The organism is Shewanella sp. A22 (assembly GCF_053850585.1).
This window is the reverse complement of sequence record NZ_JBSQBN010000013.1, coordinates 1-23,384: the sequence shown is the minus strand read 5'-3', so window position 1 is coordinate 23,384 and position 23,384 is coordinate 1. Positions and strand designations below refer to the sequence as shown.

The window sequence follows — 23,384 nt, the reverse complement described above, 5'->3', positions numbered from 1 at the left end:
CTAAAGTCGGTATACTTGAAAGGAAAATTTATGGCAGCGATGAGCTATTTAAGTGTGATTGAGCGTTATCATGAATATGAACACTTAGTGCACGAATTATTAGAGTCTATTTTGATTGGTGTGGGAGATATTAATTTATTTGAACAACCCATCTCAGCTAAAATTTTTGAAGAGATGGCGATAAGTTATCCCTTCGTGGAACTCATTTATTTGCTTGATGAGCAAGGCATACAGATTTGCCCCAATATCAGTGTCATTAATCAACAAGTTAAATTGCTGACTTGTGGTCATTATGCCGATCGAAGTCAACGACCTTATTTTACTCAATTGTCAGCCACTAATACTGTTCATATTACTCGACCTTATTTATCTAATGCCGGCGGCGGATTATGTTTGTCGGCATCGCAAATGATTAAGTCGACTACGGGGCAAGTGGTTATTGTTGTCATTGATGTCAACTTAACGCGGTTAATTGAGTTTATGATGGGTGACAGTGCTAGACGTAAAATGTCGCCATTTTTCAAAAGTATTTATGCCGCAATTGTGCTTGGCCTTTTTATATTGGTTAGTGTACTAATGTGGACGGTTATCCGTGATATTTACGCTTTGTTTAACCAAATATCCACAACCCATGATCCGCTACAGCCGTTTGGTATCATTATTTTTCTCACGTTGGCATTAGCCATTTTTGATTTGGGCAAAACCATTTTGGAAGAAGAGGTTTTGATGCATAAAGATATCTTCCGCCACAGTTCGACGCGAAGAACGATTACACGGTTTATTTCAACCATTTTAATTGCTATTTCAATTGAAGCGTTGTTGACTATGTTTAAAGCGTCGTTAGGTGAGAAGCAATATATAGAGCCAGCAATTTTGATGATGTTAGCGGTTGTTGGCTTGCTAGTGGGCTTAGGAATATATGTATACTTAGGCGCGAAAGCGGAATTACTACTCACACAGGCGCAAGCTGGTAAGCATGCGCGTCGGGAGCAGGTAAAAAATTAATGCTAGATTTAGCCTAGCCGCCGCTTACAACAGCTAAACAGACAGGGATAAACGCGATAACCGTTTATCCCTATTTTTTAGAAAAAGTCGTCGTCACCAATTGCTTTACGTAATTGTGCTTGTTCGAGAAAATCTTCTAACCTTCGCTTTACTTGGCGTCTATGTTGTAGCGTCTCGGCGGATTTAACGTTTCTAGGCGTTGTCATCGCGTCAATTTCTGTGTCATCCGGCACTCTTTCTGTAAGATTAGCCATAACGAAACCCTCATGTAGAATAAAACGTGGATTGATTCAATGAGCATTTTCTAACTAAAAATTGATAAATAGGAAAGCAAAATATTTTGCCTGAACTGGACAGCATTTTTTGCCTTTCTATTTTGAGCTTAGCAGTAAATGTATTTCTTGCTAGTAAAACATAATGGCTATTATTGAGAGTGTGTGAGAGGTCAAATTTATGGATATTTTGACGTATAATTCCTCTCTATATGGATGAAAAAACGCCACCTTTCAATAAGGTGGCGTAGTTTATATTTAAAAATTAATTAGCGTTAAAGTCATCGCTATAGGCTAAAGCCATAAGAGTAACCTAAAACAATTTTTGCATCGCTGTCAGGTAAATCAGTGTCAGAAGCCATAAATGATACTGTTCCTAGATCCGTTTCAGCACTTAATGTGACGTTATAATCAGCATAAGTATCACCAAACAAATCTTCAACAACATCGCCTTGTGAGTAACCGTAATGTAATGCAAGGCTGAGTTTTTCTGTTAGAGGAAAACTGGCGTTCGCTTGTATGTAGCTCCAGTCTTTTTCATCTGCGGCACCAGATACGTCTGAGTCGGCATTGATGACTTTAGCGTAACCAACATCTAACCATTTCCATCCAAGTACTAAGGCAACCTCACCAAAATCAATGCTGCCACCCGCATCAGGGTAGGCATAGTAAAGGTAGCTGATGTCGTAGGTTAAGTCTTCAGTAAAGTTACCACCATAACCGCCATAAAGGTCTAATTCATAGCTTGTTTCATCACCAAAATCGACATTAGATGCCCAAGTACCAGCATAAAAGCCAGATTCATGAGCATAATCAATTCCACCTTGAATGGCTGCTTCATTGCTGGTTTGTGTTGTCCCGCGCCATAAATAATTTGATGTAGCACCAATATTGCCAGTGACTTCAGCAAGGGCTGAACTGCTCAATAATAAGCCTGTTGATAATGCAATTGCTTGATATAGTGATTTTTTCATCTTCATCCCTTAATATTTTATTATCATTGAGGCAGGTGTTTTTAATCAGATGCGCTCAATGTTGGTTTGTCTGATGATCAATTAGCGAATCGCATGCCAACTATTTTTTTCCTTTAAAGTTAATTGGTTATGGTTTTATTTGTGGCGTTGTTATAACTTTGTTGCAGCTTAATGATGCAGGCGTGCCCTTTTTTTGTGCAGTCCACTTGCGTTAAGGATAATGCTGCGAAGCATAGAAACTTGGGATAACAATGCGCTGGACATAAAAAAACCTCCACAGAGGAGGTTTCTCTCAAAAAAAGATGGTGCTAATAATTAGTTAACGCTATCTTTTAGTGTTTTTCCTGCTTTAAACTTAGGTACTGTAGCTGCAGCAATTTGAATTTCTTTGCCAGTTTGTGGGTTACGGCCGGTACGTGCGGCACGTTGAGTGGTTTCAAAAGAACCAAAGCCAACAATAGAAATTTTATCACCATTTTTCATGGCTTCAGTTACCGCTTCTTCGAAAGATTTTAGTGCGCGGCCTGCTTCAGCTTTCGTTAATTCCGCATTTTCAGCGATTTTTGCAATTAGTTCACTTTTGTTCATATTGATATTCTCTGCTTTCCATAGAAGTGTTTTTTAAAACATGATTAACATGCCACAAGCCATGCTGGTTTAAAAGCACTTTATCCCATAAATTCAGTATCTGTAATGGTTTTAAAGCAAAAACACTACAAATAATGCTCTCATTCGTCCTTTCATTACTCTTCTAATAGTTGGTAAAGAATTTTCTTTACTAACTGTGGTTCAAACGGCTTATCACATAAGGCGTTGACTCCGGCGCTAAATACATTACTTAGATGAGTATCGTTAGCTTCTGAAGATACCATTAAAATGGGGATGTGTGATTGTTGGCTGTGGTTACGAATATATTGTGTTAATGCCAGCCCATCGACAGAAGGCATGTTGTAATCTGTAATTACTAGATCATACATGTTGTCTTTCATGAGGTTGATAGCTTGTTCACCATCAACGGCTTCGGTAATCAGTTGCATGCCTAAGTTGCCAATAGTGCGTTTAATGACATTACGCGCCATACGGCTATCGTCAACTACGAGAACTCTAATGTTGTGTACGTCAAAGTGTCTTAAATCTAGTTCGTCATTACTCAGTAAATCAATGGTTGAATTGAGCGCTGTTGCTAAATGTTCTGCATTAAATGGTTTAGGTAAAATAGCGACTACACCAGACTGCCTAAATATTTCGAGCTGCTCACGGCGGCACTCACTCGACACTAACATAAATTGAATGTCATCTAATGCGGGCGTGCTTTTGATGTGCTGCAGTAAATCGGTTGCTTCACCATCGGAAAAATGCAGTGCACTGGCGATCAAATCAGGTTTATGGCGTTGAATAATCGCCTTTGCTTCAGTAATTGTTGCGGCAGTTTGAATGCTGCTCACCCCTTCTTGCTGAAGACGAGTAATAATAATTTTACGTTGAGTCTCAGAAGGCTCAAGCAATAGGATTGATAATTCACTCGGGGACAAACTAGTCATAATTTACATTCCACAGATAGCTGTACGATTTTGTTATTTTAATGTTGTTGGTACAGACAAACTATACACTAAAAAGTTTGGTAGAAGACAGACTACCTAGGAATAGCACTTATGTTTGTTTTTTAGCAAGATAGTTGCGTGTCACGTTCGAGAGCCCAACCCACCATTGAAACACCACTAAACTTACTGACATTAACCACAGAGGAAGCAATGGAATATTATAGCCTTGAAAAACAAGTTTGACGTCTTCAGGGGTGATTTGATAAGCAATCACCGCGGTGGTTGTTACTGCTGCTAATCCGAGGCTTTGTAAGCCGACATAGCTTAGAAGCAGCACTTTTGTCCATGTTGCACGTTTGAGTAAACCAATCGCAACCGGTATTACCCCTAATGTTAATAAATCAAATGCTTGGAAAGCTGTTGCTCGCCAAAGCGCAATAATGGCGAGTACAACATACAATGTAATCAGTAGTATGACTCTCATGGGCATCTGTGACACTGTTTTTTGGTTCATATTGGTCATCGCGCTAGAAAATTTGAGGTAGAATATCTCAAAAAATGGAGTGATGGGTATATTGTGATGACAGAAACACAGTTTTGGGCGCTAGTGACCCGTGATCAACCTGAGCAGTCTTCTGCCGATCTTGCACAGCGTTTACGGCAACAATTGCAAACCTTGGATGATGAAGCACTTAAAGCATTTGATAAAATGATGGGGCAACAATTGCGCCGCAGTTATTTATGGTCCATTTGGGGGGCTGCTTATATTATAACGGGGTGCGATTCTGATTATGCTTTTGCTGAATTTAGGTGTTTTTTGCTGTCGCTTGGCCAACAATGGTATGACAATATTATTGCTGATCCTGACTGCTTAGGAGAACTAGAGCAATGGCCATTAGTGGACGATTATGCTTACCCCTTTGTGGAAGACTTTGATTTGATCGCTGGACAAATCTATGAAGACCGTGTTGAACATGAGCTGCCGTTTGTCCCCGCAGGGGTAAACTCACCTGTGGGGAAAAAGTTCAGCACTAAGCCCAAAATGATGCGGCAACAGTATCCATTGCTGAGCGCTCGGTTTCCTTTTTAGGTGTGTTGAGTATGGATGACTAAGTCTGTTAAGTCTCGGTTCAGCTTAAGTGGATTATAGTGATTACATCGCAATGAGTGCTGACAATGAGCATTCAGCTTAGTGGCATTGCAATATGACTTGATAGTTTAAATAATCATTAAGTGTGATCGTTTTAGATGACTGTATTATATGCTTTTTATGCTTTTGGAGGTCGATTATGAACATAACATATTTACTGCTTGCTGTGGCAATAGTGTGCCCAGTAGCCATGGCCGAAGAGGCGCCAGAACCGAATCCTGTTACAGAGGTTGGGGTGGTTAAAATAGAATGGCAAAGCCCAAAAAATTTCCGTGATATTAAAAACTCAAATGAGATCCAGTCTCGCTTTGAAAAACGTTTATTTGAAACCTTAACAAAAAATATCAATAAGAAAGCGGAAAAAATCCTTAAGCCAGGACAAACATTGCAAATGCAAGTCACTAACCTTGATTTAGCTGGCGATATGCGGCCAACATTTGGTGCCATGCCAAATGATTTGCGTATTGTAAAAGATTTATACCCACCCAAAGCCACATTTAGTTACAGTGTAAATCAGGGGGATAAGGTGATTATTGCGGGTGATGAAAAACTCACCGATATGAATTTTATGTACAACTCGCGTCGTTTTAATGACAAACCATTTCAATATGAAACAAGTATGTTTGACGATTGGTTGCAAAAAAGCATCGCGCCTAAATTATAACTTAGGCTGATTCGGTGCGTCGCTCTTCAAGCAGGTAGAAACCATTTAGCGCGAGTTTTGCCTGCTTTTTTGCTTGGGCACTTAAGGTTGATAATTGATATTCAGTTGCCTGTTGTGTCACGTTTGGCGATAAAATTCCTATGGATAACGATACCAAGGGGTACTGGCATTGCTGTCCTTGCCTATCTTGAGCGCACATTGTTTGTGCCTGCCAGTGGGCTTCATTGTAAAAGCTGATTTTCAGCTGTTCAAACTGTTCAATAATAAGTTGGCAATTGGCTTTGGTGTCATCTTGCATGCTTATCATAACAAAATCATCGCCACCAATATGACCGACAAAACAATGTTCACTTTCATACGGTAAGACTAAGTTAGCCACCAATTGAATCACTTCATCCCCACGATAAAAGCCATAAATATCATTGTAAGGTTTAAAGTGGCTTAAATCTAAATAGGCTAAATAGTAAGATTTTTTCTGTAACCTTAAACGCTTAAGCTCTTCCTGTATGGGAACGTTACCAGGCAGGCTGGTGAGCGGATTTGCATGCCGAGCCATTTTTATTCGATGTTCGGTAATTCGTTGCAGTAAATCTTTGGTATGACCGATGCCGATAAGTTGTTGATGTCGTAAAATGATAAATTGTTGAGCGACTATATTAACGGAATCAGAGGTAAGCAATTGACTGACATTGGTGAGTGGTTCATTGGCATCTATGTGTAATACCTTGGTATCCATTGCGTGACGAGCTGGGTGGTTTTCATGTAATGCTCGGCCATATGGGGTGCTAAATAATTCCAGCAGCGTGCTGCGATTAACAATACCCAGCGGACGATGGTTCTCGATGATCACTATGGCTTGTAATGCAGGTTGCTCAGTAAATGTTTGGCTGAGCGTTTTAAGTTGTGTATTGGGAGACACCGTTATGGCATTAGTACATAAGCTTTCTGCGGTTTCACAATACCGAGTACTGGGTTGAGTAATGCTAATGTTCTGATCGCTGCTAAAAGAGGTATTGGGATGTAAGGCTGGGCGTCCTAAAAAATATCCTTGGCAATAGGTAATACCCAATTGTTTAAGCGTTGTGAGCTCTTCATTGGTTTCTATCCCTTCCGCTATTACTTTACAGGTTAAGTTTTGGCACAAATCAACAATAGAACGAACAAATTCCTGTTTTACTGCTGTGGTATCAATTTGATGAATAAAATGGCGGTCAATTTTCACGTAGTCTGGTGCTAGTTCAGACCACAAACGTAGCCCTGAATAGCCAGCGCCTAAATCATCAATAGCAGTTAAAAAACCTTGATTACGATAATGATTTAAACAGGATTTTAATAAATCAATATCGTCAGCTGGATATTGTTCAGACAACTCGATGACGACATCTGAAGGGCTAATACCCAATTGTCGAATGAGCTGTAATGTCATGCCTTTTGGATGGCTTGGATCAAGTAGAGCTTTAGGTGAAATATTAATAAAGAGCTTGCCATTAAGTTGGCGGGTATGAAAAGCATGCACCGAAATACTGCGGCATAAAGTTTCAAGTTCACTTAACAAGCCTTGCTTTTCTGCCGTGTCAAAAAGTGCAAATGGCGTGTGCAACGGACTATGTAGAGGGCCACGACTGAGTGCTTCTACGCCGTGTAATTGATTGGTTAAGACATTAAAAATTGGCTGAAATACAGCTTCGATAGCCTGTTGTTCAATGATATTGTCAAGTTCGCTCGCGAGTTGTAAAACCGTCATGTCTTGTTCTCGTTAAATAAATTACCCAACAACATGATGTTCGGTATTGTTACGATATAGAGACAAGTCTATGGCGAAATAATGACAAGATTATGTCAAAGCCCTTAACTTTAAATGGTTAAAGGGCTAGTGGGTTGTTATTTAGCAAGTTTAAATATTTGCAATGTTTGCAGCAAAGTGGCCATTTTTTTAATAAAAGCTTCGAGTGTTTCTGGCGCAACATGAGTACTGTTTTGCATTTCATCAAATTCTGCCACTAGCTCCTGAACATAAGGTAAAAAGCGGTTACTCTGTTGCGTGAAGCCTTGCTCCTCAGTAAAAATGGCAACAAATTTTCCGTGACCGGCTTTTCTGAGTTCGTCTAAGCGCGCGTCAGAATCAATGGCTTGCCTATAGGCGATTTGCAGATTTTCTTTTATTTGTAGAAAAACATTGGTGTACGGCATAATTGCCTCATAGTGCATATATAAAGAATAATGCTAATTATAAGGAGCTGCTATGCAGGCAACAAGGAAAAGTCCGCTTATTTTCAATATCAGTTTGATTTATCGCCGTTTACAACGTGATTATTGCGGGCTAATAGCACTGGTATTGTGTTTTGTCTCTGCACCTGTTGTTGCCAAAGATGCTCCAGTATTTTATAAGATTGAGTATCAACAACAGCATGGGTATTTATTGGGGTCGCTTCACATCGGCCGCTCAGATTTCTATCCATTACCTCAAGTCATCGAAAAGGCATTTTTACAGTCTGATGCCTTGGTTGTTGAAGCTGATATCAGTAACGTAGATACGGTGAGTTTATTAAATGAATTTGGCGGATTGAAAAGCGATATCGCTCATGACGTCAATCAGCGACGTTATGAATATTGCCTGAGTCATACTGTGCTATGTCAAGGTTTAGCACCTTACGCTCCTTGGTTACAATCGGCACAAATTAGCATGAGCCGTTATGTGGATTTAGGCTATAGCGCTGAATTAGGTGTTGATGCTTATTTTATGGCCAATCTGGGGGCAAAGGCGTTATTAGAGTTAGAAAGTATGCAGTTTCAATTTGAATTGATTTCATCATTTTCGACTGAGACGCAATTGCAAATGTTAGACGATGCCATAAACGTAAGTGATGTTGAAATGTTGGCGTTAGTTAACGCATGGCGCCATGGTAATGCACAACAACTTGCGGATATTATGGAAGATCAAGCGGGCGATTCTGATGAGTTATTAACAAAGTTACTTTGGCAACGTAATCATACTATGTCGATGAAAGTGATAGAGTTACTAAAAAACAAACAGTATAAACAGTTGTTTGTTGTTGTGGGTGCTGGGCATATAGTGGGCCAGCAATCTATCCCTTTTTTGCTGATGCAACAAGGGGTAAAAGTCACTCGTTGTGGTGTAGCAGAATGTTAATTTAGGGCGTTAAACGACCTAAAAAGTGAACATAACGCCCTAGTGATAGATAAGGTTCTCGCTGCGAGTAGGCTAATTCCATTTCAATGAGTTGGTTTTTATCAAAATCAGGTGGTAAATGATTTTTTAAGTAGTCATTAATCACTCTTACACCAGATTGACTCACCATAGACATCCCCCATTGGCTAAACCAATTGCGGACATCTTCAATATAAAGCGGGTGGGTTGGTGTTAACCCTACTTTCTTTTTGACGTTAAAATCACGTTTAACATAGTCGAAATTACCTGAAATTAAACTGTGAAAACGTAATGCTTCTTTGTTATAAAACATCAATGAAAATAATCCATTAGGCTTTAATAGTGTGAGTAAACCTTGCAGTGTGCTGTGTGCATCAATTAACCATTCAGCTACCGCATGACAGAGAACAACGTCAAATTGACCATACTCTACTGCTGTTAATGCTTGTATTGGGCTGTGGACTAATTGTATTGATAGTGGGGTGTTTGATTCTGCAATCTGTTGTTTTGCTTGCGCAAGCATTTGGGCTGAAATATCACAAAGTACAACATCATGACCTAATGCGGCCAGCTTTTGACTAAGAAAGCCAAAACCGCCACCTGCATCAAGAATACGTAAACGTTGTTGACCTAATTCTGCCAGCGCAGGGATTAAATCACGCCATAGCACTGCTGCACGAATTTCACCTTTGGTTGTGCCATAGATGTTTTGAGCAAATTTTTGACTGAGTTTATCGAAGTTTTTATCTTGCACTGTATTGGTACACTAACGGTAATGGATCTTAACTGGATGACTGTAATTGTCGCATTGTGTGCTGAATAAGGTAAAGGTAATAATACTATGGTTCATTATTTTTGCGGTGTTCTGTGTAGGTTAATCGTTTAGTTGCTTTATCGTGATTAATGGGCTCACGGAGGTAATGTGAGCGAAGGTTAATGCAAGGTAACATAAAATATCGGCTTAGCAACCTTGATAGTCTAGGGTATAATGCTGCATTAACCGTTTTTTGCAGTGCTTAATTGGCTGCCATTGTAAGGTATTTCATTGTGAGTCATGACTACGCTATCGAATTAAAAACGATGCCTTCTCTTTTATCTTTATATCGAAAAATTTTATTTGGACGTAAGCCCGGCTGGGATCAGCAACCATTAGCGAATATTTATGTGCAGGCATCGAATGTGGCTTTGTCTCAAGATAAAGTTCATCAGTATGCGAAGGTATGTGGTTTTGAATATGATGGAAAAATATTACCGCCTACTTATTTATATGTCTTGGCGTTTCGCCTTCATGCGATGATTTTTACCCATGAAGCGGTGACTTTTCCATTACTTGGAATGATCCACTTAAAAAATAGCATTCGAGTTTTACGACCTGTTACCGCTGATGAAGTGTTATCGGTGCAATGTGAGTTAACCTCTAGCGCTACTACCGATGCAGGGCTAGAGTTCGAGTTAACTTCAAAAGTGTATGTGGGTGATGAGCTTGTATGGCAAGCATTGTCGACTTATCTCTATCGTATTGAGTCTGCTGGTCGTCGTGCCCGTCCGCCTAGAGCGTCAGACATGGCCTGGGAAAATGTACAGCAATGGCATTTAACAGATGACTTAGGTCGTCGTTATGCTAAAGCTTCTGGCGACTATAACTTAATTCATTTACACCCTTTATTGTCAAAACGCTTTGGTTTTGAGCGTGTGTTGGCGCATGGGATGTGGTCTAAAGCGCGTGCTTTATCTCAGTTAATGCCCTTTATTGGTGAGCGACCTTTTCAGGTTGATGTTGAGTTTAAATTACCAGTATTTATGCCGTCTGAAGTGACGTTTGCATTTGAAAGTATGGATAATGGTAAACGTTTTGAAATGCGTGATATCAAAGGGCGTCGACCACATTTACAAGGTCAAATGAGTTATTTAGACTAACCTTTCATGGGCTTAGAAAAGCTCAAGGTTATTCACTTGAGCTTTCTATGATATCCATACTCGGTCCGCTGTACAGTATTATCTCCATTAGCATTAAACGTAGGGATAAGCCTGTCATTATCACAACGTTTGAGCTATTTGGTAATCGCTAATTTCCCTATTTGAGATAATTATTGGCATAATTACGGAACGCAATGCCCCATCGAAGCCTGCCAAATACTAAACCATTGCTGGCGGTCTAGTACAATATTGGCTGAATTTACCGCACTGGTTATACGCTGTAAATTGCCGCTACCAATAATGGGTACTGGGCGACTTGGGTGCATACGAACCCAAGCATATATCACTTGACTAATATCTTGTGCGCCAACTTGATGAGCTATATCGAGCAAGGTATTGCGAATGCGTTGTGCCTGTTGAGTGTTCGCTGAAAATAATTCCCCACCTCCCAAACAAGACCATGCCATTGGCGTGATCCGATACTGTTGACACTGGTCAAGCACTCCATCATGGATGCTTTGCAAGGTTAACGGGGATATTTCAACTTGATTGGTGACCAAAGGTGCACTGAGTCGGGATTGCAATAAATTAAATTGGCTGGTGGTAAAGTTAGATACGCCAAAATGGTTAACTTTACCTTGGACGCGAAGTTGTTCAAACGTCGTTGCTATTTCGTCTGCATCCATCAATGGATCTGGGCGATGAATTAATAATACATCTAGGTGATCCGTTTTTAATTCAGTAAGTGAATTTTCAACACTTTGAATAATATGAGCTTTACTAGTATCGTAGTGATTAACATAACGACCATCATAGCCATCAAATTCTGGTTTAATGCCACACTTACTGATGAGTTGCATTTGTTGACGTAATTGCGGCTTTAATGTCAAGGCTTCACCAAATAAGGTCTCACATTGGTAAACACCGTATATATCGGCATGGTCCATGCTGGTTACACCGAGCTCAAGATAATGTTCAATTAAAGCAAGACGCTGTTGTGGTGACATGTTCCAAGAGTCAACACGCCAAAATCCGCCAATAAAATCGGAAAAATGGAACGCAGGTGATGTCATCGTTAATTACTTATTATGTGAGGTAATGCTACTGTAGCAGATAGGAATAGCTAAGCCAGATAATATACGAATGTATCTGGCTTAACGGGATAAACGCTTGAATTTATTTTTGGTAAATATGCACATCACGCTGTGGGAATGGAATACTAATACCTTCAGCGTCAAAACGGACTTTGACTGCGCGAGTAATGTCCCAATAGACTTCCCAATAATCATCAGGGGTTACCCAAGGCCTTACGACAAAGTCGACTGACGATTCGCCCAAGGTGTGCAGTTTTACAATGGGTTCTGGGTGTGCTTGGACTTTTGGGTGTTGCTCAACAATATTTCTTAAAATAGTTTCAGCGTGTTCAATATCATCGCTGTAACCTATGCCAAAAGTCATATCAACTCGACGTTGATGTTCTGCGGTGATGTTATTAATGGTATCGCCCCAAATTTTATTGTTTGGCACAATTAAGCGTTGATTATCCAGTGTTTTGATGGTGGTAGACACTAAACTCATGTGGCTAACTCTACCCGTCACGCCCGCAGCATTAATCAAATTACCCACATCAAATGGACGATAGACTAAGATCATCATTCCTGATGCAAAGTTTGACAGCGTATCTTGTAGCGCAAAACCAATAATGACACCTGCAATACCAAAGCCAGCAAGTAGCGGGCCGAGCTCAAAACCAAGCTGCGACAGAGCTATTAACAAACCTACAGCAAAGACAACTTTAGCGGATAGTGAGATAAAGAACTCTTGCAGTAATTGGCTGAACTGTAATTTAGATGCTCGTACGGTTTTGGCAATAATTTGGGTGATAATTTTGGCAACTAAACTGGTAATAAATAGAATGAATAGAAACACCAGTATTTTAAACGTTAGGCTCGGTCCATTGTTGATGGTTTGATCTTTAAGTACTTTTGCCCAGCCTTGTAGCAAGTTAGAAGCCACACTGAAATTTAATACATCTTGTGTAATATCACCTGAGACGCTAAACAATGTTTGTTGAAATTGCGTGACGTCTTGCCCTTGTGCTTCTAGTATTCCTGCTGAAGCGGCTAATGTAGAGCTGCTTTGTTCTAAGCGTTCTTTTAACGCCACAATGTTAGCTTTTTGCTCGCTGGTGATATCGGCTCCAGCGCTTTCTGCTTCCGCAACCGCTTTTTGTAATTCATCTTGAGTATAATGTACTAAACTGTCGAATTGGTCGGCTCGTTTGAGCATAAACGCTATCAGTTGTTGCTTTGGGGCGCTTACATCCATCTCTAACGTTTCTGCCCATTGCAGTGTGGAAAACTGAGCCTTGAGGTAATGATCGCGTTCAAATTCACGTTCTGAGATGGCTAAAATTACCTTATTGCTATCCTCTTGGCTGACTTCAAGGCGCATAGCCATCACTTGCAGGTCCAAGTAATCACTCATTTTGTTTAAGAAATTCATTTGGCTTTGCACTAGATTAATAAGGTATTGTTGGTCTGTATCTGGCAAGGTCATTAATTGAGCAATTTTGTCGCGTAGTTCAGATGACTTGTTTTTAATGCGATATTCAGTAAATGTACGCAGTTCACCTCTTTCCTTAAAGAGCAATAGGGTTTCTTGCTCAATCGTTTCTTTCAGGCGAGTAATTTGCTTTTGCGTTTCTGTTAATTGATTATTGGCAACCGTTGGCGGCTGCGTATTTTGTTCAGTTCTAGCCGATGGCGACATAAATACCGCCGCGCTAAATAACATTAATGTAAATAAAATCCGTAGCATGTAAAGTCGTCCTTTTATCTTTAATTGCGCATATGATAGTGGATAAGGCCAGCTGGCAACAAGTACAGTAATTTAGAGGGGAATTTGTTACACTGCCGCCATTATTACATCAAGGAAATCACTATGTCGCTGCAATGCGCCCATTGCTATAAGTCTTTTTCAATTGCAAAAGTGACAGAAAGTCGTGGCAAAGGTTTGTCGGTTGAAGTGAAATGTCCTCATTGCAGTGCTTGGCTTGGGCATAACAAATCACTGTCAGTGACTAAAATAGTCGGCTTTTATGGTGGCGTTGCCGCTGCCGTAGTAGGGTATTTTGTTGAGAGTGTTGCAGCTATTACTACGCCAGTGATTATTTTGGCGGTGATTGTTGTAGGGCTGTCGCACATTATGGATCACTTGCAGCTGATTGAAGCACCCGAAAATGATCCTAATGCTGAGTCTAACATGAAGTAATTTTTATTTTACTTCAATCACTTGGCTTTCTAATGATGCTTCAACGTAATAAATCCCGCCTAGCACGACAACTGCAACAATGAGCATTACTAAAATAATACCGATGTTTTCACGAATAAATTGTGGCATGGATTAAGTCCTGTACTGGTTTACACTGATACGGTTATAGTATGGATGGCAGCTTAAGCCTAGCTTAAAAATGGCGATAGTTATGTGTTAAGTCAGCTTGGTTATTAATTGATTAAGAATTAATTAACGTATTCATGAATTGTCACAATCTAACTATTGCATTTCTAGAGTGGTATTTTACACTTATGCTACTTTTTTAACTTGGTGGAGTTGTGCTGGTGAGTTCCCGCATCAAAATAAGACAAACTATCGCAATCTGGCTAAGTGCCATTTTGATTGTGTTGTCTGTTGCTGCGTCTGCACACTCAGTTAAACATCTCGATGACGGAGTACAAAATCATTGTACCTTGTGTTTTCATCAGCACCAGCTTAATAAAACACTTCACTCATCCCATTTAGTTTTCGCCGTTTCTAAGCAAACGTTTGAACGCCAACAATATACGCTGCCTTTGTTACTTAGCGTATTCCAAGCCTACTACCAAAGCCGTGCTCCACCTGCATCTCGTTAGTTCAACATTGTAATGATTTATTTTCCGTTATCTGTCGGTTTTTTCTAAACCCAGATTGGCGGCTACTTGTTGTATTTTGGAGATATTATGTCTGCGTTAAAAACACGTGTTTCGTTATTAGCACTGGCTTGTGCTGTGAGTTCGTATTCTGCAATGGCAGAAGATTCTAGTTTAACTAATCCTAGCATTAGTGCGGTGCTCGATGGTTATTATCAAACGGGCGATCGTCCATTGGCTGAACGTGATGAAGGTTTTGGTTTAGGTGAAACTGAGTTGGCATTAAGTGCCAATATTGATGATAACTTTTACGGTAAAGTGACTGCCGTTATTGAGTCAGCTGATGGCGAAACTGAATTGAATTTGGAAGAAGCCTTTATTCAAACGCTGGCACTACCAAGTGGACTTTCTGCACGCGCCGGCCGTTTTTTATCTGATATTGGTTATTTAAATAATCAACATAAGCATACAGATTCGTTCACTGAGCGACCAGCAGTATACCGTGCATTTTTAGGTAACCATTATTTTGATGATGGTATCCGCTTAAGCTACGTTGCGCCAACAGATCTATACTGGACAATGGGTGTTGAAGGCTTTTCTGGCGATAGCTTGCGTGCTGCAGATGAACATGGCGACCGCGATTTCGACGATGTCGGTGTATTTACTGCACTAACCAAAATTGGTGGTGATATCGGGGTTGAGAGCTCATGGCAGCTAGGCTTAAGTTATTTACGTAATGAAAATGGCTTAGCGTATGCCGAAGAGCATGAAGGCGAAGAAGAGGAAGCAGAAGAAGAGCATGAGCATAGCCACAGCGCGTCTTACACTGGTGAGAATACTTACATCGCAGACTTTGTCTATAAGTGGGCCCCTAATGGTAACTACAAATATCAGAACTTAACCGTTAGTGGTGAATACTTCAGAGTGACAGATATTTTTGGTGAAGAACCAGGGCATGTTGATGATATCGATGACATGGATGATCATGAAATTAGTGATGACGATTATCATGAAGGTTGGTATTTAAGCAGCGTTTATCAGTTCTCCCCAAGCTGGTCTGCTGGTGTACGTTATGGACAAGTCGAAACTTATGAAATTCATGAAGATCACCTTGACCCACAAAAACTAAAAGAAACTGAAGTTAGTCTTGCTTGGCATAGCAGCCATTTCACAGCAGTTCGTTTTCAGTTTACTCATCAAGATGGAACTAACTTTGATGGGGTTGAAGATGATAATATCTTCACTTTACAATATGTTATGACACTAGGAGCTCACGGTGCGCATCAATTCTAAATTGCTTTTAGCAGTGGCTGCAATGCCACTGTTGTTTACCGCGACAGCAAAAGCGGAACTGAATGTATTTGCTTGTGAAGCTGAATATGCTGCATTAGCGCAAGTTTTAGCACCAGATGCGAGAGTGTATTCGGCAACCACAGCGATGCAAGATCCACATCAAGTACAGGCGCGTCCAAGCTTAATTGCTAAAATGCGTCAAGCTGATTTAGTGGTATGTGCGGGTGCCGATTTAGAAATTGGCTGGCTACCTATGCTGCAAATGAAAGCATCTAACCCTAAGGTTAAATCTACTGATAAAGGGTTGTTTTTTGCGGCGGAACAAGTCGAGACTTTGGATAAACTGGCGAGTGTTGACCGTTCAATGGGTGATGTACATGCTAAAGGGAACCCCCATTTACACCTAGATCCAGAGCGTATGCTTATCATTGCTAAAGCACTTAGTGCAAAGATGATTGAACTCGACCCGCAAAACAGCAGCGAGTATCAACAATCTTTAGCTGATTTTAGTCAACGTTGGCAGGCTAAAATCCCCCAGTGGAAAGCTGAAGCAAAAGGCTTAGCAGGTAAAAAAGTCATCGCTTATCATTCTAGTTTCCGTTATTTATTTAATTGGATCGGAATGGAGCAAGTGGCTGATCTTGAACCCAAGCCTGGTTTGGCACCAACCAGTAGCCATTTAGCTTCTTTACTTACACGCGCTGAAAAAGGCGATGTAATGGCGGTAATTGTGGCCTCATATCAAGACGAACGTGGTGCTAAATGGTTAGGTGAACGTGCAAATCTGCCGGTGTTGGTGTTACCGATGTCGGTGGGTGGTAATGACGAGAGTAAAGATTTATTCAGCCTGTATGATAGTTTGTTGACGCTATTGAATGGAGTGAAATAACACTATGTTTAATGTCGAGCTACTGTCTATTTTGTTGCCTGCGTTAGCTGCTGGGTTGTTAGTGCTATCAACACATGTATTACTAGGTCAGCAAGTGCTTAAGCGAGGTATTATCTTTATCGATTTGGCCATTGCTCAAGTTGCTGCGTTAGGCGCGATAGTGTCGCACATTGATCATAGAGTAGACGCTTTGCCTTTTGCTCATGTGTGGATGCCTGCGTTGTTTGCGTTAGCTGGGGCAGGCGTTATCGCTTGGATGGCAAAACGATTAGTCGGTGAGCTTGAGGCATTTATTGGTTGTTTTTATGTGCTCAGTGCCGTGATGGCAATGTTGTTGTTAGCTAATGATCCTCATGGTGCTGAGCTATTAAAGCAATTGATTTCTGGTCAAATACTGTGGGTTAGCTGGTCTCAATTGGTATTACCTGCAGTGGTTTCTGCTGCTATTCTTGGGGTGATTATTGTAAAACCCCAAGTGTTAGAGGGAGCTGGGTTTTACTTTTTATTTGCATTAGTCATTACCTTGTCAGTGGAGCTGGTGGGGGTCTATTTAGTGTTCAGTACGCTTATTTTGCCGGCTTTAGCCTTAAATAAATATCATGGTAAAACTAAGCTTGCTTGGGCTTATGGTGTTGGAGTTGTCGGGTATATTGCAGGGTTAGTGTTGTCTGCTAACTATGATTTACCCAGTGGTGCAGCCATAGTTGCAACATTAGCCTTAAGTGCATTGCTGTTTAGAATAATATTGAAATTACGCTCATCTGCTTCAGTTCATCAACGGGCTAAATAACTCGCCTGTCATATAAACCATATTATTCTGCCTCTTATCACAGAGGCAGAATATTTCAGCGTACATATGTAAACAAAACGTTGAGTCCCTAGACTGGCATCGTTATACTGTGGCCAATTTTATTGCAGGAGTATGCTGTGCTGCTTATCGCTCGTTCAATTATTCTCGCCGTGCTGTTATTTTTACTCTTTGTGTTCTCGATAGTTTTTTGCCTTATACGGCCAATGCATCGCGATAACGTACATTTGATTGCCAATATTTTCGGTTCGGTTTCACCGTTGTTAGGGATCAAGGTGATTAAGCGTGTGCGTTCAGTCAGTGCATCTGCGCAGCCTTGTATTTATTTAGCCAATCATCAAAATAATTTTGATTTGTTTACTCATACCTCTGTCGTGCCTAAAGGAACGGTTAGTTTAGGTAAAAAAAGCTTGGCTTGGATGCCATTATTTGGACAAATTTACTGGTTATCTGGCAATATCTTGATTGATCGTAAAAATCGTCATAGTGCATTTGACACAATGGCAAAAACGGTTGAAAAAATGAAATCTAAACTATTATCAGTGTGGATTTTTCCTGAGGGAACTCGCTCTCGTGGCCGAGGTTTACTGCCATTTAAAGTTGGTGCATTTCATACTGCAGTTGCCGCGCAAGCGCCGATAGTGCCTGTATTAGCGTCTTGTCAGAATCACATAAACCTTAACCGTTGGAACAATGGTGTGGTGATTGTGGAGATGATGGAACCGATACCAACCGAAGGTTTAGATAAAAGTGATGTTAAAGCACTCAGTGCGAAGGTACATCAGCTGATGTCTGCACGTTTGGTTGAATTAAATAAAGAAGCGGAAGCGTTAACGAAAAAAGCACGTGCATAGGTATTGGTTATCGTCATCAAATAAGCGTTGCATGCTCGCAACTTTTAATAGTTTGGGTATAATTAAATTCATTTTGTGAGTCCTATTTACGGAGTAATCCATGTCTGTTGAGCGTCAGTTAAAAGAACAATTTGCTGAGAATCTTGAAATTGTTGATGCCTTACTTGCTGATGGTTCAGAGCCTGATGCGGAATATACGATTGAACATCATTTTTCGGCAACAAATTTTGATCGTTTAGAAAAAGCCGCTGTTGATGCATTTAAGCTCGGTTTTGAAGTTAACGATGCAGAAGAAATGGAACTGGAAGATGGTTCGGTTATTTTTTGTTTTGATGCCATTGCCCAGCATAAACTCGAAACCGCATTACTTGATAAGGCTTGTGAACAGCTGATCTTGCTCGCTGCCAAGCAAAAAGTAGACTATGACGGTTGGGGGACTTATTTTGTTGGCGATGAGATTGAAGATGACGAAGATGATGAAGATGAATTGGACGATAAGTTTCACTAGTTAATCTGAGTGTTAATCGCATAAAAACGCCCACCAATGAATGGTGGGCGTTTTTTATGCGTGGCATATATCGTTTATACCAATCCTTATTAGAATTTTTGCTAAAAGAGCAAATTCTAATTCGGATTGGTATTATCTATGAATAACGCTTTTATTGCGGCCAGTTTGCTTGGCTTCATATAAGGCTTTATCTGCACCAGATAACCAGATTGAACTATTGTCTATTTCTGAATCTAAATCATTAATTCCTAGGCTTACCGTGGCTTTTATAAGGCGATTTTCGAATGATACTTCAGATGCTTCAATTCGTTGCCTTAAGCGTTCGGTAAAGCTCAGTGCGTCTTCTGCTGTCGTGTTTGATAAGATTACAGCAAACTCTTCTCCACCATAACGACCCGCACAGTCTGTTTCACGCAAGGCTTGTTTTAACAGATAGGCAATATGCTGGATCACCTTATCACCGGCGGGATGCCCATACTCATCATTAATGCGTTTGAAATTATCGATGTCTATCATTACCAATGATGCTGTATCACCATAGCGAGAATAGCGTTCGAATTCTTTTTCCATGCAAGTTTGCCAATGACGACGATTATGTAACAAGGTTAAACCATCGGTTTGGCTTAGCTGCTCGAGTTGTTGATTGGCTGATTTAAGTTGCAGCTTGTTGACGGCAATATCTGTTACATCATAGATAATAATACTGATATGGGTGATTTGGCCGGTTAATGAGGCGAGCGGCAACAAGGTGATATTTTGAAACATAAAATCAGCGCGGCCGGTAACAGGTCTATAATTTTTAAATTGGAATACATATGGCCGCTGCTCCCAACTAATAAACGTGCGGTTTTTAAGCATAAAAACCGACTCCATTTTTTGTTTTAGCCAACCGCTGGGTAGGTCAGGAAACTTTTCAAATAGATTGCTACCTTTAATGGAATTAGGTGATACACCACTATGGTTTTCCATAAAACCGTTCCAAAGTTGGATATTATAATCGCGATCGAGCACAACTAACCCTACTTCAATGGTTTGTACCATATCAATTAGCCAGTGAAGTTCGTTCATTGCACTTTGGTCATTAGACATAATAAATTATCCAGCGTTAGTCGAGTAAGTAGCCGAGTTTGAAATTAAGTGTTGGGATTGAGTCTTCAGTAAACAGTAATAGAAGGTCACATTGAATATTATAATCTTCTATTCGATAGTTAATTTCCATCGCCAGCGTGCGCTGCCATTTCTCTGAATTGTCGTGGATAAGTTCATTTACACTACAGTGTCTACCCAGTACAACAGGATGGGCCTGACTAAATTTCATATCGAGTTGTTCTGAAATTCCATTTAAAAAAGCTCCAATGAGCACGTTGCCAGTGTCCATCATCACTTCTATTTCTGTATTAATATCTTCAGGATTTTCTAACCCCATAAGCTTTGCCATATCTTCAAAGCTAGAGTCATGGAACAGTAATAATGCCTCACCTGCGATTCCAGCACCAATAAAGCCTTGGCAAAGCCCTGAAACGGTTGAATTGCGTTCAGTTGCTTTTAAGGCCATGGTTAGCTCGCTAACTTCAAGCACATTAACATTTGGGATCGGCAGTAATACAAACACATCCAGAAGTTTAGCCAGTAAGTCTGCGGCTCTGCCCATTGCCACGTTGGCGATCTCTTGACATGCATCGCGCATATCAACTTTCATCATCGGCGTGTCGTCAGCTATGTTGTGCTGAGTTAAGGTTAAAATGCCATATTCTTGCAGAATATTACTGATGGCATCTGCACTAACGGGTTTTTGAATAAAGTCGAGGGCGCCTAACGCTTTAACACGTTCATGTGCTTTAATTTGAATATCACCAGAGACAACAATAATTAGTGCCGGCAAATCTTGTTGCTGTACAGCCTGTAGTACTTCATAGCCATCCATAACAGGCATATTGAGATCAAGAAAGACAATCTCACCTTTGCCTGCGCGAATGACATCAAGCCCTTCAGCCCCATTGGTTGCGTAGCTAATTTCTACATCCCAATCTTTGGGAAGCGTTCTGGCCATTTGCTTTCTGGCGAGCGCGGAGTCGTCGCATATTAATATTGGAATGGTCATTATTGCTGGTATTCCTTATTTCGCCTTTATGAAAAAACACTCATTAATGCAACCGCGAGTGGTACTAGGCGGATAGTAATTATAAGACTTTTTACAGCGGTTTTTTGTTCGTTAATAATAGTATAGGTATTTGCTTACAATATTGATAACTTAGTTTTAACATTTAAGTTTTTTATAAACTTTCCGCAGTTGAGCTTACCGTCTCAAGGGCGTCACATAACGTTGCAATTAATTATGTGTTGGCCTATCAAGGCTAGCAAGTAATGTCCATATTGATAATATATAAGGCTAACACTCAATGACAATTAGTTCAAAACAGTATGGCAATATTTTGACTGATGACAGTTTATTGCCATGTTAATACTATTCGACAGAGAGTCTATATATGTTAGTCTAAAAACTGGACTGACCAGTATAGGGGTGTTTCATGGAAAGAGAGTTAATTAAGTTCACAGTAGACAAGGGTATTGCACATGTTTGTTTGAATCGGCCCAGTAAGATAAACGCGCTTAATGTTGATATGTTTAAAGCAATCGATAATGTTATTAAACAAATCCGTCAAAATAAGCATATTAACGCGGTTATTTTATCCGGTGCAGATGGTAACTTTTGTTCTGGTTTAGATGTGAAGAGTGTGGCTAGTTCACCTATTAGCGCCCTAAAATTATTATTCAAGTGGTTGCCTGGCAATGCAAATTTAGCACAAAGAGTGTCTTTGGGGTGGCAGCGTTTACCTATTCCTGTGATCGCCGTGTTAGAAGGTTGCTGCTATGGCGGTGGAACCCAAATTGCTTTGGGTGCTGATATCCGTATTGCGACACCAAGTTGTCAGTTATCAATAATGGAAGCAAAGTGGGGGTTGGTGCCTGATATGGCCGGTTTGGTGGCATTAAGACAAATTATGCCAAAAGATCAAGCATTAAAGTTGACGTATACTGCAGATATTTTAACCGCAGAACAAGCGCTTGAGTTGGGTTTGGTTACTCAAGTGGTTGATAATGCTTATGAGTGTGCCACTTTGTTAGCCCAAAAGATTATTTGTACTTCACCCGATGCCAATGCGGCAATTAAGCGCAGTATCAATCAAAATTGGACCGCTTCGGTACGTAGTTTATTAGCTCGAGAGTCATTTAGCCAAGTTCGCTTATTATTGGGTAAAAACCGCGTAATCGCGGCAATAAGACAAACTAAAAATCCAGATAAAGCTTATCATTCTCGTCAACCTTGGTGGTAACGTTCTCGATAATCGCTTTAGCTCAATATCCTACCTTCCTATTACGGTTCTGGAAAAGCCTTCGATTTGGTCGAGGGCTTCTTCCCATCCACTAGGATTGTTTAAATCTAAACTCATCTTATATTGGCGATAATATCGAGCAGGTTTAACTTGATTATAATGTAGTCGAGTGGGAGCTTGTTCTATTGAATTGGGGTGTGCGTCAAAGGATTGGATATCCAGGATAGGGATCGACATAGTGACTAATTGTTCGGCAATTGATTTGCGCTGACTTTGCGGATCGATTAAATATTCATACTCACGATAAGGATTGACTACAATTAACACATCTGGCGTGGGCACTTTTTTGTCATAAAGCAGGTTAGTGATCATACCTGCGCTGTCATCGATGACGACTAGAATTTTTCCACCAGGAAATAAACTGCTGGTCGAGGGGAGTTGATTCAACGCCTCACCTAGGCTGCTTTGTTGAAAATTCCTTAACTCAAGCAATTGAGATGAATCATATTTGGGCGTGGTTTTGTGACTACTTAATTGCAGTTGTTCTGTACCCGCTTTAGCGACATCTTCAGGCTTAGTTGCATAGTTGGGACGATATAACCCTCTGGCAGGGGTTAGGCTAATACTGGCCCAGCCTCGGTCGTTTATGTTTGTTCGTAGGTAGCTTGCAAAACCCGCAGCATCAGCATCTGTGTCTGAAGCGGCAATAATTGTCATAGAACCAAAATGTTTTTTACTCTGCCAAGATCGAACGAGCACTTCACTTTGTTTACCGTCAATGGTGATAAATTTAATTTCATCTGCAGGTAAGTGGGCGTATTGTTGTTGCGCCTTAACATTTGGTGTTACAAACAATATGCTTATCGTTACGAGTAATAATTGACTAATGCGCCCTAGCTGCACGATAACCTCAACGTAAATACCATTATAATATCGATAGCTTAATGTATAACGGTATTATAACCAATCTCATTAAATATCTGGTCAGTTCAGAGTCTCTCAGGTTTTTCAATTCAAGGCACATTGATGTAGAAATGGTTGTTCCCTTTTAAATCGATGTAACACAGAAGTGGAATACCTGAGAGACTCCATTCTGG

General features: G+C 40.4%; 27 protein-coding genes. 13 read left to right on the top strand and 14 right to left on the bottom strand.

Features of this window, described 5'->3' with window-relative positions; genetic code table 11:
* Positions 1–30: 30 nt before the first annotated feature.
* Positions 31–1,005 carry a PDC sensor domain-containing protein gene (locus tag ACWXWT_RS04285; protein ID WP_456040374.1) on the top strand — a complete coding sequence of 325 codons (975 nt, stop codon included), beginning with the start codon at positions 31–33 and terminating at the stop codon, positions 1,003–1,005.
* 77 nt (positions 1,006–1,082) lie between these two features.
* Here the strand turns inward: ACWXWT_RS04285 and ACWXWT_RS04280 are convergent, their stop codons facing one another.
* The 5 genes from ACWXWT_RS04280 to ACWXWT_RS04260 all read right to left on the bottom strand — a co-directional run bounded on the left by ACWXWT_RS04280 (position 1,083) and on the right by ACWXWT_RS04260 (position 4,306).
* Entirely contained in the window at positions 1,083–1,259 is a 177-nt protein-coding gene (locus tag ACWXWT_RS04280; RefSeq protein ID WP_456040373.1) for a PA3496 family putative envelope integrity protein, read from the bottom strand.
* Between the two features lie 305 nt (positions 1,260–1,564).
* Positions 1,565–2,251: a TorF family putative porin gene (locus ACWXWT_RS04275; protein WP_456040372.1), complete on the bottom strand. Its 687-nt coding sequence runs from the start codon at positions 2,249–2,251 to the stop codon at positions 1,565–1,567.
* Between the two features lie 315 nt (positions 2,252–2,566).
* Positions 2,567–2,839 (bottom strand): HU family DNA-binding protein, encoded by a 273-nt coding sequence (locus ACWXWT_RS04270; RefSeq protein WP_011638950.1) that lies wholly within the window; start codon positions 2,837–2,839, stop codon positions 2,567–2,569.
* 155 nt (positions 2,840–2,994) lie between these two features.
* Positions 2,995–3,792, bottom strand: coding sequence for a response regulator (locus ACWXWT_RS04265; protein ID WP_456040371.1), 798 nt, complete (start codon positions 3,790–3,792; stop codon positions 2,995–2,997).
* Positions 3,793–3,901: 109 nt separating this feature from the next.
* Positions 3,902–4,306 (bottom strand): hypothetical protein, encoded by a 405-nt coding sequence (locus ACWXWT_RS04260; protein WP_456040370.1) that lies wholly within the window; start codon positions 4,304–4,306, stop codon positions 3,902–3,904.
* 66 nt (positions 4,307–4,372) lie between these two features.
* On the opposite strand from ACWXWT_RS04260, the gene ACWXWT_RS04255 reads away from it, so the two are divergent.
* Both ACWXWT_RS04255 and ACWXWT_RS04250 read left to right on the top strand, forming a co-directional pair.
* On the top strand, positions 4,373–4,882 hold the full coding sequence (locus ACWXWT_RS04255) for a DUF4240 domain-containing protein (protein WP_456040407.1): 510 nt from the start codon (positions 4,373–4,375) through the stop codon (positions 4,880–4,882).
* A gap of 199 nt (positions 4,883–5,081) precedes the next feature.
* The gene (locus ACWXWT_RS04250) at positions 5,082–5,606 is read left to right on the top strand and encodes a DUF3016 domain-containing protein (protein WP_456040369.1); all 525 of its coding nucleotides are present in this window, start codon (positions 5,082–5,084) and stop codon (positions 5,604–5,606) included.
* Between the two features lies 1 nt (position 5,607).
* On the opposite strand, the gene ACWXWT_RS04245 is transcribed toward ACWXWT_RS04250, so the two are convergent.
* Positions 5,608–7,350: an EAL domain-containing protein gene (locus ACWXWT_RS04245; RefSeq protein WP_456040368.1), complete on the bottom strand. Its 1,743-nt coding sequence runs from the start codon at positions 7,348–7,350 to the stop codon at positions 5,608–5,610.
* Between the two features lie 137 nt (positions 7,351–7,487).
* Positions 7,488–7,796, bottom strand: coding sequence for a prephenate dehydrogenase (locus tag ACWXWT_RS04240; protein ID WP_456040367.1), 309 nt, complete (start codon positions 7,794–7,796; stop codon positions 7,488–7,490).
* Between the two features lie 52 nt (positions 7,797–7,848).
* On the opposite strand from ACWXWT_RS04240, the gene ACWXWT_RS04235 reads away from it, so the two are divergent.
* Positions 7,849–8,757, top strand: a complete 909-nt coding sequence (locus ACWXWT_RS04235) for a TraB/GumN family protein (RefSeq protein WP_456040366.1) — start codon at positions 7,849–7,851, stop codon at positions 8,755–8,757.
* 1 nt (position 8,758) lies between these two features.
* Here the strand turns inward: ACWXWT_RS04235 and ACWXWT_RS04230 are convergent, their stop codons facing one another.
* Positions 8,759–9,529, bottom strand: a complete 771-nt coding sequence (locus ACWXWT_RS04230) for a methyltransferase domain-containing protein (RefSeq protein ID WP_456040365.1) — start codon at positions 9,527–9,529, stop codon at positions 8,759–8,761.
* Positions 9,530–9,855: 326 nt separating this feature from the next.
* Here ACWXWT_RS04230 and ACWXWT_RS04225 point away from each other — a divergent pair, with 326 nt between their 5' ends.
* Positions 9,856–10,692, top strand: a complete 837-nt coding sequence (locus ACWXWT_RS04225) for a MaoC family dehydratase (protein WP_456040406.1) — start codon at positions 9,856–9,858, stop codon at positions 10,690–10,692.
* A gap of 182 nt (positions 10,693–10,874) precedes the next feature.
* Here ACWXWT_RS04225 and ACWXWT_RS04220 read toward each other — a convergent pair whose 3' ends face one another.
* Entirely contained in the window at positions 10,875–11,765 is an 891-nt protein-coding gene (locus tag ACWXWT_RS04220) for an aldo/keto reductase (RefSeq protein ID WP_456040364.1), read from the bottom strand.
* Between the two features lie 103 nt (positions 11,766–11,868).
* Entirely contained in the window at positions 11,869–13,512 is a 1,644-nt protein-coding gene (locus ACWXWT_RS04215) for a mechanosensitive ion channel domain-containing protein (RefSeq protein WP_456040363.1), read from the bottom strand.
* A 123-nt stretch (positions 13,513–13,635) separates the two neighbouring features.
* On the opposite strand from ACWXWT_RS04215, the gene ACWXWT_RS04210 reads away from it, so the two are divergent.
* Positions 13,636–13,965, top strand: coding sequence for a hypothetical protein (locus ACWXWT_RS04210; RefSeq protein WP_456040362.1), 330 nt, complete (start codon positions 13,636–13,638; stop codon positions 13,963–13,965).
* 3 nt (positions 13,966–13,968) lie between these two features.
* Here ACWXWT_RS04210 and ACWXWT_RS04205 read toward each other — a convergent pair whose 3' ends face one another.
* Positions 13,969–14,094: a hypothetical protein gene (locus tag ACWXWT_RS04205; RefSeq protein ID WP_456040361.1), complete on the bottom strand. Its 126-nt coding sequence runs from the start codon at positions 14,092–14,094 to the stop codon at positions 13,969–13,971.
* A 218-nt stretch (positions 14,095–14,312) separates the two neighbouring features.
* Here ACWXWT_RS04205 and ACWXWT_RS04200 point away from each other — a divergent pair, with 218 nt between their 5' ends.
* The 6 genes from ACWXWT_RS04200 (at position 14,313) to rraB (ending at position 18,952) form a co-directional block, all read left to right on the top strand.
* On the top strand, positions 14,313–14,603 hold the full coding sequence (locus ACWXWT_RS04200) for an ABC-type zinc uptake system zinc chaperone (RefSeq protein WP_456040360.1): 291 nt from the start codon (positions 14,313–14,315) through the stop codon (positions 14,601–14,603).
* 87 nt (positions 14,604–14,690) lie between these two features.
* Entirely contained in the window at positions 14,691–15,893 is a 1,203-nt protein-coding gene (locus tag ACWXWT_RS04195) for a hypothetical protein (protein ID WP_456040359.1), read from the top strand.
* A complete protein-coding gene (locus ACWXWT_RS04190; protein WP_456040358.1) occupies positions 15,877–16,782 on the top strand; it encodes a metal ABC transporter solute-binding protein, Zn/Mn family in 906 nt (301 codons plus the stop codon). The genes ACWXWT_RS04195 and ACWXWT_RS04190 overlap by 17 nt, the downstream gene beginning before the upstream one ends.
* Before the next feature lie 4 nt (positions 16,783–16,786).
* Complete coding sequence (locus ACWXWT_RS04185; protein WP_456040357.1) at positions 16,787–17,572, top strand: metal ABC transporter permease; 786 nt, start codon at positions 16,787–16,789, stop codon at positions 17,570–17,572.
* A 137-nt stretch (positions 17,573–17,709) separates the two neighbouring features.
* A complete protein-coding gene (locus tag ACWXWT_RS04180; protein ID WP_456040356.1) occupies positions 17,710–18,444 on the top strand; it encodes a 1-acylglycerol-3-phosphate O-acyltransferase in 735 nt (244 codons plus the stop codon).
* Between the two features lie 100 nt (positions 18,445–18,544).
* The gene (gene rraB, locus ACWXWT_RS04175; protein ID WP_456040355.1) at positions 18,545–18,952 is read left to right on the top strand and encodes a ribonuclease E inhibitor RraB; all 408 of its coding nucleotides are present in this window, start codon (positions 18,545–18,547) and stop codon (positions 18,950–18,952) included.
* A gap of 132 nt (positions 18,953–19,084) precedes the next feature.
* Here rraB and ACWXWT_RS04170 read toward each other — a convergent pair whose 3' ends face one another.
* Together ACWXWT_RS04170 and ACWXWT_RS04165 are read right to left on the bottom strand one after the other, a co-directional pair.
* Entirely contained in the window at positions 19,085–20,041 is a 957-nt protein-coding gene (locus tag ACWXWT_RS04170) for a diguanylate cyclase (protein ID WP_456040354.1), read from the bottom strand.
* A 16-nt stretch (positions 20,042–20,057) separates the two neighbouring features.
* The gene (locus tag ACWXWT_RS04165) at positions 20,058–21,053 is read right to left on the bottom strand and encodes a response regulator (protein ID WP_456040353.1); all 996 of its coding nucleotides are present in this window, start codon (positions 21,051–21,053) and stop codon (positions 20,058–20,060) included.
* A 427-nt stretch (positions 21,054–21,480) separates the two neighbouring features.
* Here ACWXWT_RS04165 and ACWXWT_RS04160 point away from each other — a divergent pair, with 427 nt between their 5' ends.
* The gene (locus tag ACWXWT_RS04160; RefSeq protein WP_456040352.1) at positions 21,481–22,287 is read left to right on the top strand and encodes a crotonase/enoyl-CoA hydratase family protein; all 807 of its coding nucleotides are present in this window, start codon (positions 21,481–21,483) and stop codon (positions 22,285–22,287) included.
* Positions 22,288–22,317: 30 nt separating this feature from the next.
* On the opposite strand, the gene ACWXWT_RS04155 is transcribed toward ACWXWT_RS04160, so the two are convergent.
* Positions 22,318–23,190: a DUF3530 family protein gene (locus tag ACWXWT_RS04155; protein ID WP_456040351.1), complete on the bottom strand. Its 873-nt coding sequence runs from the start codon at positions 23,188–23,190 to the stop codon at positions 22,318–22,320.
* Between the last annotated feature and the right edge of the window lie 194 nt (positions 23,191–23,384).

Coding starts and splice junctions, on each gene's coding strand:
- ACWXWT_RS04285 (WP_456040374.1), top strand. CDS start 31: ATGGCAGCGATGAGCTATTTAAGTGTGATTGAGCGTTATCATGAATAT.
- ACWXWT_RS04280 (WP_456040373.1), bottom strand. CDS start 1,259: ATGGCTAATCTTACAGAAAGAGTGCCGGATGACACAGAAATTGACGCG.
- ACWXWT_RS04275 (WP_456040372.1), bottom strand. CDS start 2,251: ATGAAAAAATCACTATATCAAGCAATTGCATTATCAACAGGCTTATTA.
- ACWXWT_RS04270 (WP_011638950.1), bottom strand. CDS start 2,839: ATGAACAAAAGTGAACTAATTGCAAAAATCGCTGAAAATGCGGAATTA.
- ACWXWT_RS04265 (WP_456040371.1), bottom strand. CDS start 3,792: ATGACTAGTTTGTCCCCGAGTGAATTATCAATCCTATTGCTTGAGCCT.
- ACWXWT_RS04260 (WP_456040370.1), bottom strand. CDS start 4,306: ATGAACCAAAAAACAGTGTCACAGATGCCCATGAGAGTCATACTACTG.
- ACWXWT_RS04255 (WP_456040407.1), top strand. CDS start 4,373: ATGACAGAAACACAGTTTTGGGCGCTAGTGACCCGTGATCAACCTGAG.
- ACWXWT_RS04250 (WP_456040369.1), top strand. CDS start 5,082: ATGAACATAACATATTTACTGCTTGCTGTGGCAATAGTGTGCCCAGTA.
- ACWXWT_RS04245 (WP_456040368.1), bottom strand. CDS start 7,350: ATGACGGTTTTACAACTCGCGAGCGAACTTGACAATATCATTGAACAA.
- ACWXWT_RS04240 (WP_456040367.1), bottom strand. CDS start 7,796: ATGCCGTACACCAATGTTTTTCTACAAATAAAAGAAAATCTGCAAATC.
- ACWXWT_RS04235 (WP_456040366.1), top strand. CDS start 7,849: ATGCAGGCAACAAGGAAAAGTCCGCTTATTTTCAATATCAGTTTGATT.
- ACWXWT_RS04225 (WP_456040406.1), top strand. CDS start 9,856: ATGCCTTCTCTTTTATCTTTATATCGAAAAATTTTATTTGGACGTAAG.
- ACWXWT_RS04220 (WP_456040364.1), bottom strand. CDS start 11,765: ATGACATCACCTGCGTTCCATTTTTCCGATTTTATTGGCGGATTTTGG.
- ACWXWT_RS04215 (WP_456040363.1), bottom strand. CDS start 13,512: ATGCTACGGATTTTATTTACATTAATGTTATTTAGCGCGGCGGTATTT.
- ACWXWT_RS04210 (WP_456040362.1), top strand. CDS start 13,636: ATGTCGCTGCAATGCGCCCATTGCTATAAGTCTTTTTCAATTGCAAAA.
- ACWXWT_RS04205 (WP_456040361.1), bottom strand. CDS start 14,094: ATGCCACAATTTATTCGTGAAAACATCGGTATTATTTTAGTAATGCTC.
- ACWXWT_RS04195 (WP_456040359.1), top strand. CDS start 14,691: ATGTCTGCGTTAAAAACACGTGTTTCGTTATTAGCACTGGCTTGTGCT.
- ACWXWT_RS04185 (WP_456040357.1), top strand. CDS start 16,787: ATGTTTAATGTCGAGCTACTGTCTATTTTGTTGCCTGCGTTAGCTGCT.
- rraB (WP_456040355.1), top strand. CDS start 18,545: ATGTCTGTTGAGCGTCAGTTAAAAGAACAATTTGCTGAGAATCTTGAA.
- ACWXWT_RS04170 (WP_456040354.1), bottom strand. CDS start 20,041: ATGTCTAATGACCAAAGTGCAATGAACGAACTTCACTGGCTAATTGAT.
- ACWXWT_RS04165 (WP_456040353.1), bottom strand. CDS start 21,053: ATGACCATTCCAATATTAATATGCGACGACTCCGCGCTCGCCAGAAAG.
- ACWXWT_RS04160 (WP_456040352.1), top strand. CDS start 21,481: ATGGAAAGAGAGTTAATTAAGTTCACAGTAGACAAGGGTATTGCACAT.